This is a genomic window from Blastococcus aurantiacus, assembly GCF_900102425.1.
GTDB classification, from domain to species: domain Bacteria; phylum Actinomycetota; class Actinomycetes; order Mycobacteriales; family Geodermatophilaceae; genus Blastococcus; species Blastococcus aurantiacus.
In genome coordinates this window covers 47,948-70,592 of record NZ_FNBT01000011.1, presented here as the reverse complement: position 1 = coordinate 70,592, position 22,645 = coordinate 47,948, and the positions used below count along the sequence as shown (strand labels likewise).

General features: G+C 73.2%; 23 protein-coding genes. 7 read left to right on the top strand and 16 right to left on the bottom strand.

Annotated elements, in window-relative coordinates:
* Positions 1-27: 27 nt before the first annotated feature.
* The 5 genes from BLS70_RS19430 to BLS70_RS19410 form a co-directional block, all read right to left on the bottom strand.
* Positions 28-996: an NAD(P)-dependent alcohol dehydrogenase gene (locus BLS70_RS19430; protein ID WP_091771326.1), complete on the bottom strand. Its 969-nt coding sequence runs from the start codon at positions 994-996 to the stop codon at positions 28-30.
* A complete protein-coding gene (locus BLS70_RS19425) occupies positions 993-1,223 on the bottom strand; it encodes a helix-turn-helix transcriptional regulator (protein ID WP_255362599.1) in 231 nt (76 codons plus the stop codon). The genes BLS70_RS19430 and BLS70_RS19425 overlap by 4 nt, the downstream gene beginning before the upstream one ends.
* Positions 1,220-1,648, bottom strand: a complete 429-nt coding sequence (locus BLS70_RS19420) for a hypothetical protein (protein WP_091771322.1) — start codon at positions 1,646-1,648, stop codon at positions 1,220-1,222. Before BLS70_RS19420 ends, BLS70_RS19425 begins: the two co-directional genes overlap by 4 nt.
* A 148-nt stretch (positions 1,649-1,796) precedes the next feature.
* Complete coding sequence (gene arc, locus BLS70_RS19415) at positions 1,797-3,578, bottom strand: proteasome ATPase (RefSeq protein WP_091771320.1); 1,782 nt, start codon at positions 3,576-3,578, stop codon at positions 1,797-1,799.
* 115 nt (positions 3,579-3,693) lie between these two features.
* A complete protein-coding gene (locus BLS70_RS19410) occupies positions 3,694-4,629 on the bottom strand; it encodes a tRNA (adenine-N1)-methyltransferase (RefSeq protein WP_091771318.1) in 936 nt (311 codons plus the stop codon).
* A 95-nt stretch (positions 4,630-4,724) separates the two neighbouring features.
* On the opposite strand from BLS70_RS19410, the gene BLS70_RS19405 reads away from it, so the two are divergent.
* The gene (locus tag BLS70_RS19405) at positions 4,725-5,669 is read left to right on the top strand and encodes a RecB family exonuclease (protein ID WP_091771316.1); all 945 of its coding nucleotides are present in this window, start codon (positions 4,725-4,727) and stop codon (positions 5,667-5,669) included.
* Positions 5,670-5,689: 20 nt separating this feature from the next.
* Here the strand turns inward: BLS70_RS19405 and BLS70_RS19400 are convergent, their stop codons facing one another.
* The 5 genes from BLS70_RS19400 to BLS70_RS19380 all read right to left on the bottom strand — a co-directional run bounded on the left by BLS70_RS19400 (position 5,690) and on the right by BLS70_RS19380 (position 8,868).
* The gene (locus BLS70_RS19400) at positions 5,690-6,166 is read right to left on the bottom strand and encodes a mycothiol transferase (protein WP_091771314.1); all 477 of its coding nucleotides are present in this window, start codon (positions 6,164-6,166) and stop codon (positions 5,690-5,692) included.
* Positions 6,167-6,204: 38 nt separating this feature from the next.
* Complete coding sequence (locus tag BLS70_RS19395; protein ID WP_091771312.1) at positions 6,205-6,420, bottom strand: DUF4287 domain-containing protein; 216 nt, start codon at positions 6,418-6,420, stop codon at positions 6,205-6,207.
* Positions 6,421-6,495: 75 nt separating this feature from the next.
* Positions 6,496-7,236, bottom strand: a complete 741-nt coding sequence (locus tag BLS70_RS19390) for an HAD family hydrolase (protein ID WP_255362598.1) — start codon at positions 7,234-7,236, stop codon at positions 6,496-6,498.
* A gap of 49 nt (positions 7,237-7,285) precedes the next feature.
* Entirely contained in the window at positions 7,286-8,005 is a 720-nt protein-coding gene (locus BLS70_RS19385) for a class F sortase (protein ID WP_218122514.1), read from the bottom strand.
* A 92-nt stretch (positions 8,006-8,097) separates the two neighbouring features.
* Positions 8,098-8,868: a GVDTG sorting domain-containing protein gene (locus tag BLS70_RS19380; protein ID WP_091771310.1), complete on the bottom strand. Its 771-nt coding sequence runs from the start codon at positions 8,866-8,868 to the stop codon at positions 8,098-8,100.
* A 303-nt stretch (positions 8,869-9,171) separates the two neighbouring features.
* Between BLS70_RS19380 and BLS70_RS19375 the strand changes: the two genes are divergently transcribed.
* The 3 genes from BLS70_RS19375 to BLS70_RS19365 all read left to right on the top strand — a co-directional run bounded on the left by BLS70_RS19375 (position 9,172) and on the right by BLS70_RS19365 (position 12,232).
* Positions 9,172-9,744, top strand: coding sequence for a copper resistance CopC family protein (locus BLS70_RS19375; protein ID WP_176946501.1), 573 nt, complete (start codon positions 9,172-9,174; stop codon positions 9,742-9,744).
* Between the two features lie 14 nt (positions 9,745-9,758).
* Complete coding sequence (locus BLS70_RS19370; RefSeq protein WP_143030464.1) at positions 9,759-11,138, top strand: CopD family protein; 1,380 nt, start codon at positions 9,759-9,761, stop codon at positions 11,136-11,138.
* Positions 11,139-11,251: 113 nt separating this feature from the next.
* Positions 11,252-12,232, top strand: a complete 981-nt coding sequence (locus BLS70_RS19365; RefSeq protein ID WP_091771304.1) for a GGDEF domain-containing protein — start codon at positions 11,252-11,254, stop codon at positions 12,230-12,232.
* Positions 12,233-12,235: 3 nt separating this feature from the next.
* Here the strand turns inward: BLS70_RS19365 and metH are convergent, their stop codons facing one another.
* Positions 12,236-16,036, bottom strand: a complete 3,801-nt coding sequence (metH, locus tag BLS70_RS19360; protein ID WP_091771302.1) for a methionine synthase — start codon at positions 16,034-16,036, stop codon at positions 12,236-12,238.
* Positions 16,037-16,249: 213 nt separating this feature from the next.
* Here metH and BLS70_RS19355 point away from each other — a divergent pair, with 213 nt between their 5' ends.
* Entirely contained in the window at positions 16,250-17,119 is an 870-nt protein-coding gene (locus tag BLS70_RS19355; RefSeq protein ID WP_091771300.1) for a PAC2 family protein, read from the top strand.
* A 74-nt stretch (positions 17,120-17,193) separates the two neighbouring features.
* Positions 17,194-17,508 carry a hypothetical protein gene (locus BLS70_RS19350; protein ID WP_091771298.1) on the top strand — a complete coding sequence of 105 codons (315 nt, stop codon included), beginning with the start codon at positions 17,194-17,196 and terminating at the stop codon, positions 17,506-17,508.
* 9 nt (positions 17,509-17,517) lie between these two features.
* On the opposite strand, the gene BLS70_RS19345 is transcribed toward BLS70_RS19350, so the two are convergent.
* Together BLS70_RS19345 and mshC are read right to left on the bottom strand one after the other, a co-directional pair.
* On the bottom strand, positions 17,518-18,549 hold the full coding sequence (locus BLS70_RS19345) for an HD domain-containing protein (RefSeq protein WP_091771296.1): 1,032 nt from the start codon (positions 18,547-18,549) through the stop codon (positions 17,518-17,520).
* Positions 18,549-19,799, bottom strand: a complete 1,251-nt coding sequence (gene mshC, locus BLS70_RS19340; protein ID WP_091771294.1) for a cysteine--1-D-myo-inosityl 2-amino-2-deoxy-alpha-D-glucopyranoside ligase — start codon at positions 19,797-19,799, stop codon at positions 18,549-18,551. Before mshC ends, BLS70_RS19345 begins: the two co-directional genes overlap by 1 nt.
* A 76-nt stretch (positions 19,800-19,875) precedes the next feature.
* Between mshC and BLS70_RS19335 the strand changes: the two genes are divergently transcribed.
* The gene (locus tag BLS70_RS19335; protein WP_091771292.1) at positions 19,876-20,592 is read left to right on the top strand and encodes a maleylpyruvate isomerase family mycothiol-dependent enzyme; all 717 of its coding nucleotides are present in this window, start codon (positions 19,876-19,878) and stop codon (positions 20,590-20,592) included.
* Between the two features lie 9 nt (positions 20,593-20,601).
* On the opposite strand, the gene BLS70_RS19330 is transcribed toward BLS70_RS19335, so the two are convergent.
* The 3 genes from BLS70_RS19330 to BLS70_RS19320 are packed head-to-tail and all read right to left on the bottom strand — an operon-like array spanning position 20,602 to position 22,645.
* Positions 20,602-20,994, bottom strand: a complete 393-nt coding sequence (locus BLS70_RS19330; RefSeq protein WP_091771290.1) for a VOC family protein — start codon at positions 20,992-20,994, stop codon at positions 20,602-20,604.
* A 15-nt stretch (positions 20,995-21,009) separates the two neighbouring features.
* On the bottom strand, positions 21,010-21,843 hold the full coding sequence (locus tag BLS70_RS19325; protein WP_091771288.1) for an acyl-CoA thioesterase: 834 nt from the start codon (positions 21,841-21,843) through the stop codon (positions 21,010-21,012).
* Positions 21,844-21,895: 52 nt separating this feature from the next.
* The gene (locus BLS70_RS19320; RefSeq protein ID WP_091771286.1) at positions 21,896-22,645 is read right to left on the bottom strand and encodes an SCO1664 family protein; all 750 of its coding nucleotides are present in this window, start codon (positions 22,643-22,645) and stop codon (positions 21,896-21,898) included.

Below are 22,645 nucleotides of genomic sequence, written 5' to 3'. Positions count from 1 at the left end.
GACGGCGATCACCGGCCAAAGCGGGCGTCAGACGGTGACCACCACCTTCCCCGTCACCGTGCCGGCCACGAGCTGCCGGACGGCGTCCGGCGCCTCCGCCAGCGGGTACGTGCGGTCGATGAGCGGTCGCACCGCGCCCCGGTCGACGAGCTCCGTCAGGGCCAGCAGATCCGGCGACCGAACCGTGGACACGAACATGCGCAGGCGCTGCCGGACGAACGGCGACAGCAGCAGTGCCCCGAGCTGCCGGCTCATGCCCAGCCACCGGCCGCCGCCCTCCCCGCCGACGATCACCAGGGTCCCGCGCGCCTCCAGCGCACGACGCAGCGACCGCACCGGCCGGTTGCCCGCGATGTCCAGGACGACGTCGAAGCGGTGCGTGCCGTCGGTGATGTCGACCTGCGCGTAGTCGAGGACCTCGTCGGCCCCCAGGGCACTGACCGCCTCCGCCTTCCCCGCGCTGCACAGGCCGGTCACGTGCGCGCCGGACGCCTTCGCGATCTGCACCGCGAAGGTGCCCACTCCCCCGCCTGCGCCGATGACGAGCACCCGCTGCCCTGCCCGCACCCGCGCCTGATCCCGGACCGCCTGCAGCGCAGCTACCCCGGACACCGGGACGGCCGCCGCCTCCGCGAAGCTCAGGGTCGCCGGCTTCCGCGCGAGCTTGCCCTCGCGGACGACGGCGGCCTCGGCGAAGGTGCCGTTGCCCACGCCGAAGACCTCGTCCCCGGCCGCGAACCCCGAGACGTCCGCGCCGACCGCGGTGACCACGCCGGCGACGTCCATCCCCGGGACCGGCTGCCGCGGCGCCCGGAGACCCGTGCCGAGCCGGACGGCGTACGGCTCGCCGGCCATGAGGTGCCAGACGCCCCGGTCGACGCCCGCCGCACGGACGCCCACCAGCACGTCCTTCGGGCCCAGGGGCGGCGGCTCGGCGACCTCGCGGAGCCCGAGCACGTCGGCCGAGCCGTACCTGTCCTGCGCGATCGCCTTCACGGCTGCTCCTCGTCTGCGGTGGGGTACTGGAACACGTCGTCCAGCGGAGTGCGGAAGACGTGGGCGATCCGGAAGGCCATCTCCAGGGACGGCGAGTACCGGCCCTGCTCGATGGCGATGACCGTCTGGCGCGTGACGCCGATCCGCTGGGCCAGTTCGGCCTGGGTCATCTCGCCGTGCGCGAAGCGCAGCGTGCGGATGCGGTTGGTGACGCGGGTGGGCCTCACCATTCCTGGAAGCCCCACCGGTACGCCGCGATCCGGGCGACCGACCCCAGGACCGCGGACAGCACGAACGCCAGGAAGAGCGCGTTGGCGATCCAGAAGTGGTCCTGCTCGGCGAGGGCGAGCAGCAGCGCCACGACGCCGCCCAGCACGAGGAACGACTGGCCGACGTACTGGCCGAGGCGGTGGATCTCCCGGTCCCGCTGGTCGGTGACCCGGTCATCGCGGGAACCCGTGAGATCCGCGGCGATGGTGAGCAGGATCGTGCCGGCGATCGACGCGCCGACGCTCCACAACAGGGTGGCCGCGTAGGGCGCATCCGCGAGGGGCTCACCCCCGGCCCCGCCCACGACGAGGACCGCGTAGACCGCGAAGGCGATCACCGCGACCGTCGCCATGATCCAGGCCCGCTTCTCCTCGAACGCCATGCCCGCTCCTCATGTCATGCATCTTTGACATGGGCAACGTAAAGCGGCGCTGACTCCGAGTCAAGAACGTTTGACACAGGAGCTGGACAGACGCCGACGGCCCGGCTCCCACGTGTGCGGGAACCGGGCCGCCGGCGTGCTCGAACTGCTACAGGTACTGGCCGGTGTTCGTGGCCGTGTCGATCGCGCGGCCGGACTCGTTGCCCTTGCCGCTGATGAGCGTGCGGATGTAGACGATCCGCTCGCCCTTCTTGCCCGAGATCCGCGCCCAGTCGTCGGGGTTGGTCGTGTTGGGCAGGTCCTCGTTCTCCTTGAACTCGTCCACGCACGCCTGCATCAGGTGGCCGACCCGCAGGCCCCCGGTGCCGGTCTCCAGCCGCTCCTTGATGGCCATCTTCTTGGCGCGGTCGACGATGTTCTGCAGCATGGCGCCGGAGTTGAAGTCCTTGAAGTACAGGACCTCCTTGTCACCGTTGGCGTAGGTGACCTCGAGGAACCGGTTCTCCTCCACCTCGGTGTACATGCGCTCGACGGTGCGCTGGATCATCCCGGCGATCGTCGCATCGCGGCTGCCGCCGTGCTCGGCCAGATCGTCAGGGTGCAGCGGCAGCGTCGGCAGCAGGTACTTGCTGAAGATGTCCCGCGCCGCCTCGGCGTCCGGACGCTCGATCTTGATCTTCACGTCCAGCCGGCCCGGCCGCAGGATCGCCGGGTCGATCATGTCCTCGCGGTTGGAGGCGCCGATGACGATGACGTTCTCCAGGCCCTCGACGCCGTCGATCTCGCTGAGCAGCTGCGGCACAATCGTCGACTCGACGTCGGAGGAGACCCCCGACCCGCGGGTGCGGAAGATCGAGTCCATCTCGTCGAAGAACACGATGACCGGAGTGCCCTCGCTGGCCTTCTCGCGCGCCCGCTGGAAGACCAGGCGGATGTGCCGCTCGGTCTCGCCCACGTACTTGTTCAGCAGCTCGGGGCCCTTGATGTTGAGGAAGTAGGACTTGCCCTGCCCCTCGCCCTTGAGCGCCGACACCTTCTTGGCCAGCGAGTTCGCCACCGCCTTGGCGATCAGCGTCTTGCCGCAGCCGGGCGGGCCGTACAGCAGGATCCCCTTCGGCGGCCGCAGCTGGTACTCGCGGAACAGGTCCGCGTGCAGGAACGGCAGCTCGACGGCGTCGCGGATCTGCTCGATCTGCCGCGAGAGGCCACCGATGTCGGCGTAGTCGATGTCGGGGACCTCTTCGAGGACGAGCTCCTCGACCTCGCTCTTGGGGATCCGCTCGTAGACGTAGCCCGACCGGGACTCCAGCAGCAGCGAGTCGCCGGCGCGCAGGGGCTGGTCGCTCAGCGAGTCGGCGAGGTAGACGACGCGCTCCTCGTCGGTGTGCCCGATGACCAGCGCCCGCTGGGTCACGCCGTCGACCGGCTCCAGCAACTCCTTGAGCATGACGACGTCGCCGGCGCGCTCGAAGCCGCGCGCCTCGACGATGTTCATCGCCTCGTTGAGCATGACCTCCTGGCCGGGCCGGAGGTCCAGGCCCTCGACGTTCGGGGAGAGCGTCACCCGCAGCTTGCGGCCGCTGGTGAACACGTCGACCGAGCCGTCCTCGTGCCGCGCCAGGAAGACGCCGTAGCCGGACGGGGGCTGCCCCAGCCGGTCGACCTCCTCCTTGAGCGTCACCAGCTGCTCGCGGGCGTCGCGGAGCGTCGAGGACAGCTTGTCGTTGCGCTCGGACAGGAACGCCGCGCGGCCCTCCGCCTCGGCGATGCGCTCCTCGAGCGCCCGCGCCTGGCGGGGGCTGTCGGCCACCTTGCGGCGCAGCAGGCCGATCTCCTCCTCGAGGTAGGAGATCTGGGTCAGCAGCGCAGCGACGTCACGTTCGCGTCGCGCCTTGAACTCGTCGGGACCGTCGACCGGACCTGGGCCCATCGCGCACCTCCGCAGGATCGGGGGAGCCAGGACGCAAATCTATACACGCGGGACGACACTTCGCCGTGGGCTCGCAGGAGGTCGCGCGGCCGCCGCAGGCCGGGCGGCCGGGGCCTCAGATCTTCTGAGCGCGCCGCTGCCGGATCGGTGCCACCGCGCCCTCGGCGAGCCGCCGCGCGGTCACCAGGAAGGCGGTGTGGGCCACCATCCGGTGCTCCGGGCGGACGGCGAGGCCCACCGCGTGCCAGGGCCGCAGCAGCGACTCCCAGGCGTGCGGCTCGGTCCAGACGCCCTGGGCCCGCAGCGCCTCGACGTAGGTGGACAGCTGCGTCGTCGTCGCCACGTATCCGACCAGGACGCCGCCGGGCCGCAGCGCGGCGGCCACCGTCGGCAGCACCGCCCAGGGCTCGAGCATGTCGAGGACCACCCGGTCGACGACCTCGTCGGCGGGGTGCTCGGCCAGGTCGCCCAGCCGCAGGCTCCAGTTGGCCGGCACCTGGCCGAAGAACGCGCCCACGTTGCCCCGGGCGACGTCGAGGAAGTCCTCCCGGCGCTCGTAGCTGATCAGGGACCCCTCGGACCCGACGGCCCGCAGCAGGGAGCAGCTCAGCGCACCGGAGCCGGCGCCGGCCTCCAGGACCCGCATGCCGGGGCCGACATCGCCGAAGCCCACGATCTGGGCGGCGTCCTTGGGGTAGATGACCTGCGCGCCGCGCGGCATGGACAGCACGTAGTCGGCCAGCAGCGGGCGCAGCGCGAGGTAGCCGGTGTTGGCCGTGGAGTGCACGACCGACCCTTCGGGGGCGCCGATGAGGTGGTCGTGCTCGATCGCGCCCCGGTGGGTGTGGAACTGCTTGCCCGGCTCGAGGACGACGGTGTGGTGCCGGCCCTTCGGGTCGGTCAGCTGGACGCGGTCGCCGGCGACGAACGCACCGGGCCCAGGCGCGGGGCGCTCGGCGGGGTCGCCGGCAGGAGCAACGGGTGCCGCCTCGTCGGGTGACCCGACCGTCTCCGCGCGGACGTCCTGGTCGGGCTCGGGCTGGGTGTCCACGGGCGCCGAGCGTACGGAGGGTGCCGGTGTGACCCGTGTCCCCCGTGCGGCGCGGACACTCGGAACTGTCGGTACCCCGACCTAGCCTCGGACCCATGACGGTGACGGTGGAGACGAACGCGACCCTCGCGCAGGCCCCCGAGCCGGCCGCGGAGCCGGCGCAGGCGCCGCGCCGTCCCTCGCTGTCCCCCAGCCGGGCGGCCGACTTCAAGACCTGCCCGCTGCTCTACCGCTTCCGCACGATCGACCGGCTCCCCGAGCGCAAGAGCCTGGCGGCCGTGCGCGGCACGCTGGTCCACTCGGTCCTGGAGCGGCTCTACGACCTCCCCGCGGCCCAGCGCACCGTCGAGGGTGCCCTGGAGCTGCTGGAGCCCGCCTGGGTGGAGCTGCGCGAGGAGCCCGGGGTCGCCGAGCTCTTCGAGGTCGCCCAGGGCGAGGGGGCGGAGACCGACGTCAACGCGCCCGAGTCGCTGGAGGCGTGGCTGGCCTCGGCGGGGAAGCTCGTCGAGCGGTACTTCACCCTCGAGGACCCGCGGCGCATCGAGCCCGAGGGCCGGGAGGAGCTCGTCGAGGTCACCCTGCCCGACGGGCTGCTGCTGCGCGGCTACGTGGACCGGCTCGACGTGGCCCGCAACGGCGCCCTCCGGGTCGTCGACTACAAGACCGGCTCGATGCCGCGCGAGGCGTTCGAGAGCAAGGCCCTGTTCCAGATGAAGTTCTACGCGCTGGTGCTGTGGCGCACCCGCGGCGTGGTGGCCGCCCAGCTCAAGCTGATCTACCTCGGCGACGGCGACGCGCTGACCTACGCGCCGGACGAGGAGGAACTGCTCCGGTTCGAGCGCACCCTCCTGGCCATCTGGTCGGCGATCGAGCGGGCGGTCAGCACGGGCGACTTCCGCCCGAACAAGACGCGGCTGTGCGGCTGGTGCGACCACCAGGCCGTGTGCCCGGCGTTCGGCGGCACTCCCCCGCCGTTCCCGGCCGAGGCCGCCGCGGCGGCCGGCTGGCGAACTCCTCTCGCCATCGTCGAGGCGGACTGACCGTCTCCTCCGCGCCCGGGTCAGCCCGTCGTGCCGTCCAGCAGCTCGCGCGTGGCGTCGGCATGTCCGGCGTGCCGTGCGCTCTCCTCGATGAGGTGGATCAGCACCCAGCGCAGGTCGCGTCCGCTCCCGTCCGCCGTGAGCCGGTCCAGGGGCGAGGACCGCACGAGCGCCTCGGTGACCCGGGCACGCGCGCGGTAGTTCGCGATGGCGTCCGCCACGGTCAGCTCGGCGCCGGGCCGGAACTCCTCCTCGCTGCGTGAGGTCGGCTCCCCCAGCATCGCGCCGTCGGTCCACCGCCACTCGACGTGGGTGAGGTGGTTGACGATGCCCAGCAGCGGGAGCAGCGCGCCCTCGGGCGTCCACCGGGCCTGCGCCTCGTCGAGGTCGGCGACCTTCCGGACCACGGCTGCCCGCTGGTGGGCCAGCCAGACCAGCAGCAGCTCCCGCTCGTCGGCGTTCGGCGCCGGATCGGGCATCCCGGGCAGCTCGGGCACGGACGGAGGCTAGTCGCGCCCCGCCGCGATCGGTGGGCTCAGCCGTTCGCGCGGACGTGCGCGACGAGGGCGTTGGCGTGCCCGTGGCCCAGACCGTGCTCGGTCTTCAGCCAGGCCACGACGTCCATGTGCTTATCCAGCGGTGAACTCCGGACGAGGTCCAGCCACTCCCCCACCGGCCGCCCGTACTTCTTCTCGATGGAGGGGAAGTAGGACGCCGGTCCCTTGACCGTCCCGCCGTCTGCCGTGCTCATGTGGTCGTCCCGTCGTCGCCGGTCGCGGACCGTCGGTCCGCCGTCATCACATCAGACGGCCGACGACGGCCGGAGTCATCGAGCCGCCGACTCCGCGAGCCTTCGGTGGGCGAGCACGTCGGACAGCTCGGGCAGCCCGATGCCGGCCAGCGAGTCGACCTGCACCAGCCCGGATGCCGGTGACACCGCCTGCAGCCCCGCCACCCCCAGCACCGCGGCACCCGCCGCCAGGCCGGAGGTGACCCCCACCAGCGAGTCCTCGATGACGACGGACTCCCCGGGCGATACCCCGAGGGCCGCCATCGCCTGCAGGTAGGGCGCCGGGTCGGGCTTGCGCGCGGGCACCTCGTCCCCGCAGACGGTCACGTCGAACGGGCCGTCCGCGAACGCGGCCTCGATGTGCGTGATCACCAGGTCGGCCAGCCGCCGCGGCGTCGTCGTCACCAGGGCGGTCCGCAGCCCGGCTTCGTGGACGGCGGCGAGCAGCTCCTGCGCGCCCGGCAGCCAGATCAGCCGCTCGCTCATCCTGCGGGCGACCGCGTCCATGATCTGCTCGACGTCGGCCCGCGTCTGTTCCTCGGTGCGGGTGACGCCCAGGTCGGCGTAGAGGATGTCCATGGCCACCCGCATGCTGGTGCCGACCGTCGCCGCGCGGGCCTCGGCCGACATCCGCCCCCCCAGCTGGCCGGCGAGCTCGAACATCGCCTCGCCCCAGTACTCCTCGGTCTCCACGAGGGTGCCGTCCATGTCGAACAGCACCGCCCGAAGGCCCTCGGCCGTCGCAGGGGTTCCCGGCTCGCGCCCGCTTCCAGCCACGGGCGGAGTCTAGGGAGCGCTCCGCTCGCGCCGGACGCGCCTACCGGGCTCAGGCGGGGCGGGTGCCCGTCAGGGTCGCGAAGGCGATCACGTTGTCCTCGTAGCTGCGCACGCCGGAGTCGAAGTCGCCGCCGCAGGTGATCAGCCGCAGCTGGGCGTCGGAGGTGTTGCCGTAGACCTCGATGGTCGGGAACTGGTTCTTGGGGTGGCGTTCCACCCGGTCGACGGCAAAGACGGCGACCGTGCCGTCGGCGCGGGCGACCTCGACCTCGTCCCCGGGCTGCAGAGCACCGAGGTCGAAGAAGATGCCCGGGCCGTGCTCGGCGGAGTCCACGTGGCCGAGGATCACGGCGGGGCCCACCGCTCCGGGGGCGGGGCCGCGCTGGTACCAGCCGGCCTTGTCGTCGGGCTCCAGCGGAGGCACCTCGACGGTGCCGTCGTCGTTCAGGTCCAGCCGCATCAGGTCACTGGCGACGTCGATGGACGGGATGCCGACCGACACGGGGGCGGCCACGGCCGGGGCGGCCACGACCGGGGCGTCGGCGGCCGGGGTGCCGGGTGCCTCCGGGACCGGGGGCTCAGGCGAGCTCGGGATCGGGGCGGTGGAGGACGAGGACCGGCTCGGGTCCGTGGTGGCCGCGGCGGGCTGCGGGGCCTGCTGCTGCCCGGTCACCGCCACCACGACGGCGATCGCTGCCACGACGGTGAGGGCCACCGCCAGCGCGATCCACGTGCGCACACTCGGTCGACGGGCGCTGGGCTCGGTCACGGGCGTCCTTCCAGGGGTCGAGCCGGGGATCGAGCGGGGTGTGCCCGGCCGCTCGGGAGGCGTGCTGCCTCCCGAGCGACCGGGCAGCCGGATCAGGCCTGGTCGGCCTGACGACGGCGGTAGGCCACGGCACCGGCGGCAGCCGCACCGACGGCAGCCAGGGCGCCGACGCCGATGGCACCCTGGTTCTCGATGCCGGCCGTGCTACCTGCACCGGTCTCGGCACCGCCGGAAGGCGCGGTGCCCATCTGCGCGGTGTTCAGGGCGCCACAGGCGACGGGAGCGGTCGCCTCCTGGGGCAGCGTCGGGTCGAGGTCGCTCTTCACGTCGCCGTCGTAGGTCCCGCTGCCGTTCTGGTCGAAGCCGTGCACCACGAGCACGGCGGTGCCGGCCTCGAACGCCTTGTGCACGTCCTCGGTGACCTCGAGGGTGCGGTTGTAGGTGAACGAGCCGCCCTCGGCGGTCGGGAAGCGGTCGACGGCCAGGCCGCTGTCCGGGCTGGTGTCGCCCGTCAGGGTCAGCGAGGTGCCGATCTCGCCGTAGAAGGGGGCACCTTCGGTCGTGCTGAGGAAGGCGTCCCCGTCCTTGTTGGCGGCGTCGGTCGGGCAGGTGCCCTGCGCACCGATGTGGAAGTGCTGGGCGTGGGGTGCACCGGCGAGCAGGCCGGTCGCCTCGATCATGACGGTCGCGGTGTTGCCGTCCAGCGTCACCATCCCGGTGCCCGTGACGCCCGACTGGTTCAGCGTGCCCAGGTCGGCCTGGTAGCTGCTGGCGCCCTCGTGGGCCGACGCGGTGGACATGGCCATCAGCGGGAAGGCCGCGGCGGCAATGGCGATGGTGGGCAGTGCGAGTGCCTTGCGCATGGTGTGCTCCTCTGATCGGAGTGGTTCCCGGGCGGCGGTTGCGTACCGATCGCCCTTAGTGCCGGCCGGGCGCGTCGGTGCGCCTGCCGTCGAACCGGTCGGATGACCCCGGTCAGCGGGGGAAGTGAGCAGGAGAACCCTGCCGCCGCGCTGTCCATGTGGTCTTCGGCACCACGTGACCGATCGGTTCATCCGCTGCGGAATGTTTTTGCCGGGGCCGCCCGGACGCGGCTCCGGGCCCGTCGATCCCGGGAAGTTCCGCCGCCCGCCAACCGGAACGGGGCTCGGCGACGAATGCCGGGCATGACTTCTCGTCGCGCGTCCGGAGGGCAGGGCATCCGCCGGGCGTCGTCGGTGCTCGCGCCGGCCGTCGCCGCCTGCGCGCTGGTGCTCGGCCTCCCGTCGTCCGCACTCGCGCACGACGGCCTGGTCGGCACGAGCCCGGCGGACGGCACCACCGTGACCGGAGCACCCGGCGTGGTCGAGCTGGAATTCACCGGTGAGCCGCTCCCTCTCGGCACCCTCGTGGCGGTCACCGGGCCCGACGGCGCCTCGGTCTCGTCCGGTTCCGCCGACATCAGCGGCGCCACGGTGACCCAGGCCGTCGCCCCGGACGCTCCGCCGGGGGCCTACCGCGTCGAATGGCGCAGCACGTCCTCCGACGGGCACCCCCTGTCCGGCACCTTCGACTTCGCCGTGACCGCGGGGGCGGACCCGGCTGCCACGGGCCCCGAGCCGTCCGCGGAGGCGGTGGAGCTCGCCGCCACCGCGACGGCGGCCGATGAGGGCATGTCCCTGGTGTGGCCGGCCGCAGGAGCCGTCGTCCTCGTCGGTCTCGTCGCGGTCGTCGTGACCCGGCTGCGGCGACGCGGGTGAGCACGGTGGCGCCGGTGCTGCCGGCCCCTCTGACAGCAGCGGTCCAGGATGCGCCACCGCGGAGCGGGCGCCGTCGGCTCGTCGTCGCGGCGCTCCTCACGGTGGTCGGCCTGGGCGCCCTGCTGTTCTGGGCGCTGGCGGTCGGCGCCGGGGAACGCGCTCCCGACACGACCGGGCTGCCCGCCGCCGGGCGGCTGGTCGAGTGGGGGCTCCCGATCGCGACGCTGGCCGGCCGGGTCGCCGCCGTCGGCACCGTCGGCACGCTGCTGTTCGCCGCCGTCCTCCTGCCCGGCCGCGGGGCGCTGCCCGACGAGTCGCGGAGGGCGCTGCGCGCGACGGCTGCCTGGGCGCTCACCTGGGTCGCGGCCACGGCGATCGGCGCGCTCCTCACCCTCAGCCGGCTGGTGGGCTCTGCGCCCATGGACCTGTCCTGGGCCTCGCTCCGGGTGTTCGTCGAGGAGACCGGGGCCGGACGCGCCGCCCTGTTCGGGGTCGTGCTCGCGGCCGTCGTCGCGGCCACCGCGTCCCGGTGCACTGCGGCCGGTGCCCGGATCCTGCTGGCCGTGGCGCTCACGGCGCTCGTCCTCCCGGTACTGCTCAGCGGCCACTCCTCGGCGGCCGAGGACCACCTCGCCGCCGTCACGACCCTCGCCGTCCACGTGGTCGCCGCGACCGTGTGGATCGGGGGGCTCCTCGCCCTGCTCGTCCACGGACGACGCGTCGCGGCAGCGGCCACCGCCGCGCCCCGGTACAGCCGGCTGGCGCTGGCCTGCTTCCTGGTGACCGCGGGCTCCGGCGTCCTCGCCGCCTGGCTGGTGCTCGGCGGAAGCGGTGCGGTGCTCGACGCGCTCGGGAGCGGTTACGGCGCCCTCCTCCTCGCCAAGACCGCTGGGCTGGTCCTGCTCGGGCTGATCGGGTGGCAGCACCGCCGTCGCACCCTCCCCCGCCTCCGGGCCGGTGACGGCCGCGGCTTCCGCCGCTTCGCGGCGGGCGAGGTGCTCCCCATGCTCGCGACCGTGGCGCTGGCCGTCGCACTGGCGGCGTCCCCTCCGCCGACGGCGTCCACCGCACCAACCGCGCCGGCCGCGACCAGCGGCCCGGGCGACGGGGCGGCGTTCGAGCCCATGGCCGGCCACGACCACGGCGAGCTCTCCGTCGGGGTCCTCGTCGACGACGAGCGCTTCCACGTCGCCGGTCCGGTGGCCGCCGGCTCGCGGGTCACCGTGTTCAACAGCGGCGACGCCACGGTGACGTTGACCGCGGACGACGGCTCCTTCGACCTCGTCGTCCCGTCCGGGTCGCTGTCGACCTTTCAGGCGCCCGGGCAGCCGGGTGAGCACCCGTTCACCAGCGGCCACTCGACGTCCTTCGCCGACGTCCTCGTCGTCGAGTGACCCGGCGGCCGGCTGCGCCGGATCGCGCACCCGGCCGCCCCTTCCGGGGGAGCATGCCGTGACGCCACGGCGCAGCGCTCCAGGACTCCCGCCCGCGCGCCGATGAGGGCCGGGTGGGGAGATCCACGGAGCAGCAGGGCGCGCGCGACCTCGCCTCCCCCCGCGCGCTGGCCCACACGCTGGGGCTGTTCTTCGTCGCCGGCGGCTGCGCCGCCATGGTGGCGGCATCGGGCGGCTCCGACCACCTCGCCCGCCGCTGGGCCGTCGCCGCCGCGGGTGTGCTGGCCGTGACGGTGGGCGGGGCGGTGTTCCGCTGGGGCAGCGGCACCCCCCGCGTCGTCCTGGGCGGACTCGTGACCCTCGGCTGCGCCCTGATCGGACTCGTCACGCTGATCAGCCCGGACCCGATGACGGCCGCGGTCTGCGGGTCGATCAGCGCCTTCGTCGGGGTCATCGCCTGCTTCTTCGCCGACCGCCGGGTGGCCCTGGTGCACGTCCTGACGGCGGTCGGGGCGACGTCGGCGGCGCTGCTGCTGCGGGGTGACGCGCCGGTCGCGACCCCGGCTGCGCTGGCCGTCGTGGTCGTCACCCTCGCCGCCGTCACCCGGACCCTGGTCCTGCGTGCCTCCGATGCCGGGTCCGACGCCCTGACCGGTCCGGCGAACCGGCGCGGCTTCGACGAGGCGCTCGACGAGCACCTCCGGCGGCCGGAGCTGCGCGTGTCCGCTGCGCTCCTGGACCTCGACCTCTTCAAGCAGGTCAACGACACCGCCGGTCACGAGGCCGGCGATCGCCTGCTCCGCCGGGTGGCCGACAGCTGGCGGCAGGCGCTGCCGTCCGGCGCCGTCCTGGCCAGGCACGGCGGCGACGAGTTCGCCCTGCTGGCTCCCGGGCTGTCGGGCCCCGAGGCCTTGGTCGTCGTGCGGGACCTCTGCGCGCTGGTCCCCGACGTCAGCGTGTCCGCCGGCGTCGCCGAGCGCCTCGCGGGCGACACCGCCGCCCAGCTGATGCGACGGGCGGACCTGGCGCTCTACGGGGTCAAGGCCGACGGTCGCGGCGCGGCGGCGCTGCACGCCGAGACCGTCGGCGCCTAGCTCCTATTCGTCCTCGGTGCGGTAGCCCAGGTTGGGCGAGAGCCACTTCTCGGCCTCGGTGACGCTCCAGCCCTTGCGCTGCGCGTAGTCCTCGACCTGGTCCCGGCCGACCCGCCCGAGCACGAAGTAGCGCGACTCCGGGTGCGAGAAGTACAGCCCGCTGACCGCGGCGCCCGGCCACATGGCCATGCTCTCGGTCAGCTCGATGCCGGTGTGCGCCTCGACGTCGAGCAGCTCCCAGATCGTCTGCTTCTCGGTGTGCTCCGGGCATGCGGGGTAGCCCGGCGCCGGGCGGATGCCGCGGTACTTCTCGCCGATCAGGGCGTCGTTGTCCAGGTGCTCGTCGGACGCGTAGCCCCAGAACTCCTTGCGCACCCGCTCGTGCAGCCGCTCGGCGAACGCCTCGGCCAGCCGGTCGGCCAGCGCCTCGAGCATGATCGCGCTGTAGTCGTCGTTGTCCTTCTTGAACGCCGACACCCGGTCGGCCGAGCCCAGGCCGGCGGTGACCGCGAAGGCGCCGACGTAGTCGCGCAGGCCGGTCTGCTTCGGGGCCACGAAGTCGGCCAGCGACTTGCGCGGGGACCCGTCCCGGCCCTCGGTCTGCTGCCGCAGCTGGTGCAGGACGGCGCGCACCTCGCCGCGCGACTCGTCCGTGTAGACCTCGATGTCGTCACCGGCGACCTGGTTGGCCGGGAACAGCCCGAACACACCCGCGGCGCGCAGCCACTTCTCCTCGACGATCCGGTCGAGCATCGCCTGCGCGTCCTCGTACAGCCGCCGGGCGGCCTCCCCGGTCGTCGGGTTGTGGAGGATGTCGGGGAACCGGCCGCGCATCTCCCACGCGTTGAAGAAGGGCTGCCAGTCGATGTAGCGGCGCAGCTCCTCCAGCGGGTAGTCGGGCAGCGACTTCACGAACTGGGTGGCGCGGTCGTGCAGGTGGTCGCACCCCGGCCCGGAGCACACGTCCTTGGCCTGCTGCAGCAGCATCCGCGGGCGCGGCGGGACGTAGTCCGACCAGTCGACCGGCGTGGCCGCCTCGCGCGCCGCGGCGATCGGCAGCAGCGAGCGGCTGTCCTGCCGGGCGGCGTGGCGCTCGCGCAGCCGGGCGTACTCGGCGTCGGTCTCGGCGAGCAGCTTGGGCCGCTGCTCGTCGGACAGCAGGGCGGCCACCACGGGCACCGACCGGGAGGCGTCCTTCACCCAGATGACCGGACCGGAGTACTTCTGCGCCACCTTGACCGCGGTGTGCGCACGCGACGTCGTCGCGCCGCCGATGAGCAGCGGGATCGTGAAGCCCTGGCGCTCCATCTCCGACGCCAGGTTGACCATCTCGTCCAGGGACGGCGTGATGAGCCCGGACAGGCCGATGACGTCGGCGCCCTCGGCCTTGGCGGCGTCCAGGATCTTCTGCGCCGGGACCATGACGCCGAGGTCGACGACGTCGTAGTTGTTGCACTGCAGGACCACGCCGACGATGTTCTTGCCGATGTCGTGCACGTCGCCCTTCACGGTGGCCATGACGACCTTGCCGTTGCTGCGCTCGACGTCGCCGGGCTTCTTCTCCGCCTCGATGAACGGGATGAGATAGGCCACGGCCTTCTTCATCACCCGCGCGGACTTCACCACCTGCGGCAGGAACATCTTGCCTGCGCCGAACAGGTCGCCGACGACGTTCATGCCGTCCATCAGCGGGCCCTCGATGACCTCGATCGGCCGGCCGCCGCGCTCGCTGATCAGCGCGCGCAACTCCTCGGTGTCGTCCTCGACGAAGCCGTCGATGCCCTTCACCAGCGCGTGGGTGATCCGTTCCCCCACCGGCAGGTTGCGCCACTCCTCGGTGGCGACCTCCTTGACGCTGCCGTCCCCGGCGAAGTCGCCGGCGATCTCCAGCAGCCGCTCGGTGCTGTCGGGACGGCGGTTGAGGATCACGTCCTCGATCCGCTCGCGCAGCAGCGGCGGCACCTCGTCGTAGACCTCGAGGGCTCCGGCGTTGACGATGCCCATGTCCATCCCCGCCGCGATGGCGTGGAAGAGGAACACCGCGTGGATGGCCTCGCGCACCGGGTTGTTGCCGCGGAACGAGAACGAGACGTTCGAGACGCCTCCGGACACCAGCGCGCCCGGCAGGTTCTGCTTGATCCAGCGGGTGGCCTCGATGAAGTCGACGCCGTAGTTGGCGTGCTCCTCGATGCCCGTGGCGACGGCGAAGACGTTGGGGTCGAAGATGATGTCCTCGGCCGGGAAGCCCACCTGCTCGGTGAGGATGTCGTAGGCGCGGCGGCAGATCTGCTTGCGCCGCTCCAGGGTGTCGGCCTGCCCGTCCTCGTCGAACGCCATGACGACGACGGCCGCGCCGTACTTGCGGCACAGCCGGGCCTCGCGGACGAACTTCTCCTCGCCCTCCTTGAGGGAGATCGAGTTGACGATCGACTTGCCCTGGACGGTCTTGAGGCCGGCCTCGATGACCTCCCACTTGGAGGAGTCGATCATCGTCGGCACGCGGCAGATGTCGGGCTCGGCGGCGATGAGCTTGGTGAAGCGGTCCATCGCCTCGACGCCGTCGATCATCCCCTCGTCCATGTTGACGTCGATGACCTGCGCGCCGGCCTCCACCTGCTGACGGGCCACGGCCAGCGCCGCCGGGTAGTCGCCGGCCTTGATGAGGTTCCGGAAGCGGGCCGAGCCGGTGATGTTGGTGCGCTCGCCGACGTTGACGAACAGGGTCTCCTCGGTCACGGTCACCGGCTCGAGCCCGGACAGGCGCAGCGCCGGCTGCACGTCGACGGGCGTGCGCGGGGTCTTGCCCTCGACGTCGCGCGCGATGGCGGCGATGTGTGCCGGCGTGGTGCCGCAGCAGCCGCCGACGAGGTTGACGAAGCCGGCGTCGGCGAACTCGGCCACGATCGCGGCGGTCTCGTCGGGCGACTCGTCGTACTCGCCGAAGGCGTTCGGCAGGCCCGCGTTGGGATACGCCGAGACGAAGGTGTCCGCCAGGCGCGCGATCTCGGCGATGTAGGGCCGCATCTCCTTGGCCCCGAGCGCGCAGTTCAGGCCCACCAGCAGCGGCTGCACGTGCCGCACCGAGTACCAGAACGCCTCGGTGACCTGCCCGGACAACGTGCGCCCGGAGGCGTCGGTGATGGTGCCGGAGATCATCACCGGCCAGCGGCGGCCCCGCTCCTCGAACAGCGTCTCCAGCGCGAAGATCGCCGCCTTCGCGTTGAGCGTGTCGAAGATCGTCTCGATCAGCAGCAGGTCCGAGCCGCCGTCGACCAGGCCGTTGGCCTGCTCGAGGTAGGCCTCCACCAGCTGGTCGAAGGTGACGTTGCGCGCGCCCGGGTCGTTCACGTCGGGCGAGATGGACGCCGTCCGGCTGGTCGGGCCGACGGCGCCGACGACGTAGCGCGGCCGGTCCGGGGTGCGGGCGGTCATGGCGTCGGCCTCGCGGCGGGCCAGCCGGGCCGAGGCGACGTTGAGCTCGTAGGCGAGCTCCTCCATGCCGTAGTCGCTCAGCGAGATCGTGGTGGCGTTGAAGGTGTTGGTCTCGATGAGGTCGGCACCGGCTTCGAGGTACTCGCGGTGGATGCCGGCGATGATCTCGGGCTGGGTGATGCTGAGCAGGTCGTTGTTGCCTTGCACGTCGCTCGGCCAGTCCGCGAAGCGCTCGCCGCGGTAGCCCGCCTCGTCCGGGCGGTCCCGCTGGATGGCGGTGCCCATGGCGCCGTCGAGCACGAGGATGCGCTGCTCGAGCAGAGCGGTCAGCTCCGCGGTCGCATCGGGGCGGAGGGTGGGTGAGTCGGACACAGGCGATACCCCAGTACTGCGTGGCTGTGGGTGTGCGGGCTCCAGCTCCGTGGACGAGCTCCGGCACCCCCGGCGGGTCTGCCCAGGCTTGAGCGGTCCCGATGTCGAGCCCATGGTCTCACTCCCGCGCAACGCAGTTGACGACCTCCGCCCTGTTCACACGCGCGGGTCATCCGACCCGCGCCGTCGTCGGGGCGACGTAGGCTCGCAGGGGTGATCGACCCGAAGCCCAGCGCCGAGGACCTGCCCGAACTCACCGACCCCGTGGTGGTCGTCGCGTTCGAGGGCTGGAACGACGCCGGCGACGCCGCGACCGGCGCGGTCGAGCACCTCGAGCTGATCTGGGACGCCAAGCCCTTGGCCGCCCTGGACCCCGAGGACTACTACGACTTCCAGGTCAACCGGCCCACCGTGTCGCTGATCGGCGGCGTGAACCGGCGCATCGAGTGGCCGACCACCCGCATCTCGGTGGCCCGGCCCCCGGGCAGCCCCCGGGACGTGGTGCTCATCCGCGGGATCGAGCCGAACATGCGGTGGCGGGGCTTCTGCGCCGAGCTGATCGGCCTGCTCGAGGAGCTCGACGTCCAGACCGTCGTCGCCCTGGGAGCGCTGCTGGCCGACACGCCGCACACCCGGCCGACGCCGGTCACCGGGTCCGCCTACGACGAGGAGTCCGCGCAGGCCTACGGCCTGGAGACCTCCCGTTACGAGGGACCCACCGGGATCCTCGGGATCTTCCAGGACGCCTGCGTGCAGGCGGGCCTGCCGGCGATCAGCTTCTGGGCCGCGGTGCCGCACTACGTTTCCCAGCCGCCCTCCCCGCGGGCGACGCTGGCCCTGCTGCGGCGGGTCGAGGAGGTCCTCGAGATCGCGGTCCCCGTCGGGGCGCTCCCCCAGCAGGCCGAGGACTGGGTCACCACCGTCGACGAGATGGCCAACGAGGACGAGGAGGTCGTCGAGTACGTGCGCTCCCTCGAGGAGCGGGCCACGGAGGTCGACCTCTCCCAGGCCAACGGCGACCAGATCGCCCGCGAGTTCGAGCGCTACCTCAAGCGCCGGGACGGCTCGGCCGGCGGCGCCTGAGCGACGGTCGAGCCGCAGGTAGCCCGTTCGTGACGCTGCTGCCCGCGCGGCCCCGGGTCCCCTGTGTTGCGCGCATGGACCCCGGCTTCGGTGACTTCCCGCCGTTCTTCCTCGTCGCCTTCGGCGTCGTCGCGCTGTTCATAGCCGGCGTCTTCGCCATGGTCGTGGTGGGCGCCGTACGGAGCCGGCGCGTGCTCCGCGATAGCGGGCTGGACCCGCTGGCGGCGCACGCCCAGATCGCCGCTCGCCTGGCCGACGGTCCGCTCGGAGCTTCGCGGAGGTCCCTGGAGCAGCGGTTGGCCGAGCTCGACGATCTGCACCGCCGTGGCGTGATCACCGCCGCGGAGCACGGCGCCGCGCGCAGCGCAGCGCTCAGCGACGACCGGTAGACCTCAGGACTACCGCAGGAGCGGGGTCATGCGGGACGTGGCGTCGTCGTCGAAGAGGCGGTCGTGCGTGGACAGCGCGAACCGGTCGGTCATCCCGGACACGTAGTCGACCACCTGCGTGACGGCGTCGGCCTCGGTGTCGCGGTAGGACTCCGGCAGCAGCTCGGGGTGGGCCAGGTGGTGGTCGACGAGCCGGCGGATCACGTCGATGGCCACGTGCTTCTGCCCGGCGGCGGTCTCGGAGGCGTACACCCGCTCGAACATGAAGGCGCGCAGCTCGTGCATGGCCTCGAGCGGCTCGGGCGCCATGACCACCTGATCGGCCCCGGGGGCGAGCGAGCCGGCGACGACGGCGTCGATCATGGCGCCGACCATCTGGCTGCCCGGCTCGCCGAACACCGCACGGCTGCTGGCCGGCAGCTCGTCGGGCCGCAGCACGCCGGCGCGGACGGCGTCCAGCGCGTCGTGCGACAGGTAGCCGATGCGGTCGGCATACCGCACGCACTCCGCCTCGCGGGTGGACGGCGGCGGGGTGATCTTCCAGCTGTGCGCCCGGACGCCGTCGCGTACCTCCCACGTGAGGTTGAGGTGCTCGAGAACCTCCACGATGCGCACGCCCTGGGCCGCGTGGTGCCAGCCGCCGGGGACGTAGGGGTCGAACGCGTCCTCGCCGATGTGCCCGAACGGCGAGTGCCCGACGTCGTGGGCCAGGGCGATCGCCTCGGCGAGCGTCTCGTTCAGGCCGAGGGCGCGGGCCAGCGACCGCGCGACCTGGGTGACCTGCAGCGTGTGGGTCAGCCGGGTGACGAAGTGGTCGCCGTCGGGGTTGAGGAAGACCTGCGTCTTGTGCTTGAGCCGGCGGAAGGCCTTGGCGTGCAGGATGCGGTCGCGGTCCCGCTCGAACGCCGTCCGCAGCGGGTCCTCCGCCTCCGGTCGCGCGCGGCCCCGGGAGGCCACCGCCCGGCACGCCGCCGGGGCGAGCTGCTCCTCGGCGCGCTCGCGGGCGGCCCGGTCGGTGAACCGGAACGGGGCGACCGCCATCAGCAGTCCTGCAGCGCGACGCCGAGGAGCGCGTCGACGGCGTCGCACACGATGGCCGGCGCCTGGTCCTCGCGCTCCCCCGTGCCGCCCAGGGTCGCCGCGGCCCAGGCGTCGACCACGGCGATGGCCCCGGGGCTGTCGAGGTCGTCGGTGAGCCGCTCGCGCAGGCCCTTCAGCACCGGCCCGGCCGGAGCCCCGGTGTCCTGGGCGACCGCGCGCCGCCAGGTCCCCAGCCGCTCCTGGGCCTGCCGGAGCAGGGCCGGCGTCCAGGCGCGGTCGGTGCGGTAGTGCCCCGAGAGCAGTGCCAGCCGGATCGCCATCGGGTCGACGCCCTCGCCGCGCAGCTTGGAGACGAAGACCAGGTTCCCGCGGCTCTTGCTCATCTTCTCGCCGTCGAGACCGATCATCGCCGCGTGCACGTAGGCCCGGGCGAAGGGCTTGGTGGCGGTCAGCGCCTCGGCGTGCACGGCGGAGTACTCGTGGTGCGGGAAGACCAGGTCGCTCCCGCCGCCCTGCACGTCGAAGCCCATGCCGACGGTGTCCAAGGCGATCGCGGCGCACTCGATGTGCCAGCCCGGCCGGCCCTCGATGCCGCGCGGGCCGGGCCAGGACGGCTCATCCGGGCGCGCACCGCGCCACAGCATCGGGTCCAGCGGCTGCCGCTTGCCGGCCCGGTCGGGGTCTCCCCCGCGCTCGGCGAAGAAGCCCAGCATGGTGGCCTCGTCGTAGCCGGACTCGCCGCCGAAGCCGGGCGCCTGGGAGATGTCGTGATAGACGTCGCCGGTGCCGTCGTCCAGCACGTAGGCCAGGCCCGCGTCGAGCAGGTGCTCGATGTAGCCCACGATGCGCGGGATCGCCTCCACCGCGCCCACGTAGTCCTCCGGCGGCAGCACCCGCAGCGCGGTCATGTCCTCGCGGAACAGCGCCGTCTCGCGCATGGCCAGGACGACCCAGTCCTCGCCGTCGCGGTTCGCGCGCTCGAGCAGCGGGTCGTCGATGTCGGTGACGTTCTGCACGTAGTGGACGGCGTGGCCGGCGTCCCGCCAGACCCGGTTGATCAGGTCGAAGGCCAGATAGGTCGCGGCGTGGCCGAGGTGCGTGGCGTCGTAGGGCGTGATGCCGCAGACGTACATCCGCGCCGTCCGGTCCGGGCTGGTGGTGACCACCTCACCGAGCGCGGTGTCGTGGACCTTGAGCGCGGGACCGGTGCCCGGCAGGGTCGGGAGGAGCGGAGCGGGCCAGGAGAGCACGACCCGAGCCTAGATTGCAGCTCCGACGTCACCGGCCCGCACGTCCGGTCCGGCCGTCGGCGGAGGAGGACACGCCATGGAGATCCACGAGTACCTGCCCTCGCTGCGGCGGTCGAACGCGCGGTTCGCCGAGGCCACGGCCGCCGGCGTCCTCGCCCACGGCTGGAGGGCTCGGGTGCCGGGCTGCCCGGACTGGTCGCTGGCGGACCTGGTGTGGCACCTGGCCGAGGTGCAGCGCTTCTGGGCGTGGGTGGTGCGGACGCGCGCGCAGGACCCCTCCGCCTACGAGCAGCCCGTCCGGCACCCCGACGACGAGCTGCTGGGCTACGCCGCGGCCCGGAGCGCGGAGCTGGAGGCCGCGCTGGCCGGCGCCGATCCGGCCGAGCGGGTCTGGACGTGGGCGCGGCGGCAGGACGTCGCCTGGGTGCTGCGCAGGCAGGCCCAGGAGGCGGCGGTGCACACCGCCGACGCGGAGCAGGTGCTCGGCGACGTCCACCCGATCCCGGCCGACCTCGCGCTCGACGGGCTGGACGAGTGGCTGGAGGTCATGGTCCTGGGGGCGCTGCCCGACGGACCGCCGGCCGACGCCCACCCCGTGGTCCTCCACGCCGTCGACGCAGACGCGGAGCGCACGCTCTTCGCGGGCTCGCGGCCGGTCCCGGTGGCGACCCTGACCGGCACCGCCGGCGACCTGCTGCTGGCCGTGTGGCGGCGGGTGCCCCTCGACGCGCTCACCGTCGACGGCGACGCCGCCCTCGCGGCCGCGATGATCGCCTCGGTGGACCTGGAGTAGCGGGCGGGCTCAGGGCCAGGTGACCGCGTGGCGCTCGAACTCCTCGCCGGTCTGGACGCCGACGACGCAGAAGACGAGACCGGCGGGATCCTTCATCTGCCAGAACCGTCCCGGCCCCATGTCCCGGTAGCGGGTGGCGCCCAGGGCCTCGAGCCGGGCCACCTCGGCGGGGATGTCGTCGGTCTCGACGTCGACGTGCCAGCGCGGCGGCGTCCCCTCCCCGGTCCGCTGGATCTCGACGTGCCAGCCGTCGGCGAACGAGCCCAGGGAGGCCCAGTCGGCGTCCTCCGGCTCGGGCGTGGCCGGGCGCCCCGTGGCCCCGGCCCAGAACGCGCTACCCGCGGCGAGGTGCTCCGGCGGCAGGTCGAGCAGCAGGATGGACAGGCGGCTGCGGTGCGGCACGTCGGGACGCTCCGGTCAGGAGGGCAGGCGGCGGTAGAGGCACTGGCCGCCCCCGGAGGCGTGGAGCTTCCCGCCCGGCGACCACACGTTGGCCCGCCAGCCGAACATGCCCCGGGTGGACACCGGCGCGGAGCCGTCGCAGAGCAGCCAGGGCTCGTCCGTCGCGGGACGGTGGAAGGCGACGTTGAGGTCCAGCGTGGGAGCGGTGAACGCCGGCCGCTGCCAGGCGTGCGGGCGGACGGCGGCCGGCCAGCTCGGCAAGTCGACCAGGACCAGTGACCTGGTGGCGTCGACCCACGGGTCGGCGAACGTCGGGGTCTCGCGGAACCGGAGCCACTGCTGCCAGACGGCGGGGCGCGGGCCGTCCGGCCGCCCGGGACCGTCGGCGTCCACCGGCCGGCTCTCGATGTTGTCCCAGAACGGGATGACCGTCCCGGAGCCCTCGCGCCGGCCCAGCGCGTCGAGCGACGGGAGCTCGTCGGGACCGGGCACGGCGGGCGCCACCGACTCGTCGTGCTCGAGGCCCTCCACGCCGGCGACCGCCCACACCATCGCATTCAGGATGGGCTTCCCGGCCTGGGTGATCGCGACGGTCGACGAGCCGGCCGTGCGGCCCGGCTTGGCGCTGCGCACCTCGATGTCGATCGGCTCCGGGCGGGCCACCCCGAGGTAGTGGCAGGAGAACGCGGCCGGCTCGTGCTCCGGGACGGTCGCGCCCACGGCCCGGAGGGCGAAGGAGGCGATGTAGCCCCCCATCGGCCCCCAGATGTTCCACGCGGGCGACGGCGTCGCGCGGAAGCGCCCCTCGTCGACCTGCTCCACCTGCGTGTCCGTTCCGAGGTCGCCCACCCCGACACCTTCGCCGAGCCGGTGCTCCGAACGCAAACAGCGGCGCGTCAGCTCAGAAGGGCGGCCAGGGCAGGGCGGGCCAGTCGCCGCTGGGCTCGGGGTGGAGCTTGGTGCGCAGCAGCTCGGCCACCCGCTGCTGCGTGCGGCGCACCTCGCGCCGGGTCAGGTGCTCGTGCAGCTGCTCCCCCAGGTCGCCCAGCAGCTCCTCGGACAGCCGCTCGAGCACCTCGAGCGCGGCCAGCGGGATCGGGCGGCCGGCCCAGCGCCACAGCAGCGTCCGCAGCTTGGGCTCGACGGAGAAGCAGATGCCGTGGTCGACGCCGTACACGTGGCCGTCGGGCATCGGGATGATGTGCCCGCCCTTGCGGTCGGCGTTGTTCACCACCGCGTCGAACACCGCCATGCGCCGCAGCGCGGGGTCGTCGCGGCGCACGAACTCGGCCAGGTCGACGTCCTCGTCGCCGTCGATCCACAGCTGCACCATGCCCGGCCCGAACGGGCCCTCGCGCAGCACCGTGGGCGGCACGACCCGCCAGCCGGTGGCCTCGGAGACGAGGAACGCGGAGATCTCCCGGCCGGCGAGGGTGCCGTCCGGGAAGTCCCACAGCGGCCGCTCCCCCGCCACCGGCTTGTAGACGCACTCCCCGCCGAGGTCGCCGGAGCGGATCGCGCCCACCAGCGTCACGTTGGAGGCGTCGAGCATCCGGCCCTCGAGGTCGATCTCGCCGGTCCGCAGCAGGTGCAGGGCCTCGGCGTCGTCGGCTGGTGGCCGGAGGACCGGCTCGGCGGGTTGCTCGCTCAT

What these genes read in the sequence shown, in the direction of transcription:
- BLS70_RS19420 (WP_091771322.1), bottom strand. Translation starts at nt 1,648, where the DNA reads ATGGCGTTCGAGGAGAAGCGGGCCTGGATCATGGCGACGGTCGCGGTG.
- arc (WP_091771320.1), bottom strand. Translation starts at nt 3,578, where the DNA reads ATGGGCCCAGGTCCGGTCGACGGTCCCGACGAGTTCAAGGCGCGACGC.
- BLS70_RS19320 (WP_091771286.1), bottom strand. Translation starts at nt 22,645, where the DNA reads ATGAGCGAGCAACCCGCCGAGCCGGTCCTCCGGCCACCAGCCGACGAC.
- BLS70_RS19335 (WP_091771292.1), top strand. Translation starts at nt 19,876, where the DNA reads ATGGAGATCCACGAGTACCTGCCCTCGCTGCGGCGGTCGAACGCGCGG.
- BLS70_RS19380 (WP_091771310.1), bottom strand. Translation starts at nt 8,868, where the DNA reads ATGCGCAAGGCACTCGCACTGCCCACCATCGCCATTGCCGCCGCGGCC.
- BLS70_RS19405 (WP_091771316.1), top strand. Translation starts at nt 4,725, where the DNA reads ATGACGGTGACGGTGGAGACGAACGCGACCCTCGCGCAGGCCCCCGAG.
- BLS70_RS19345 (WP_091771296.1), bottom strand. Translation starts at nt 18,549, where the DNA reads ATGGCGGTCGCCCCGTTCCGGTTCACCGACCGGGCCGCCCGCGAGCGC.
- BLS70_RS19375 (WP_176946501.1), top strand. Translation starts at nt 9,172, where the DNA reads ATGACTTCTCGTCGCGCGTCCGGAGGGCAGGGCATCCGCCGGGCGTCG.
- BLS70_RS19350 (WP_091771298.1), top strand. Translation starts at nt 17,194, where the DNA reads ATGGACCCCGGCTTCGGTGACTTCCCGCCGTTCTTCCTCGTCGCCTTC.
- BLS70_RS19395 (WP_091771312.1), bottom strand. Translation starts at nt 6,420, where the DNA reads ATGAGCACGGCAGACGGCGGGACGGTCAAGGGACCGGCGTCCTACTTC.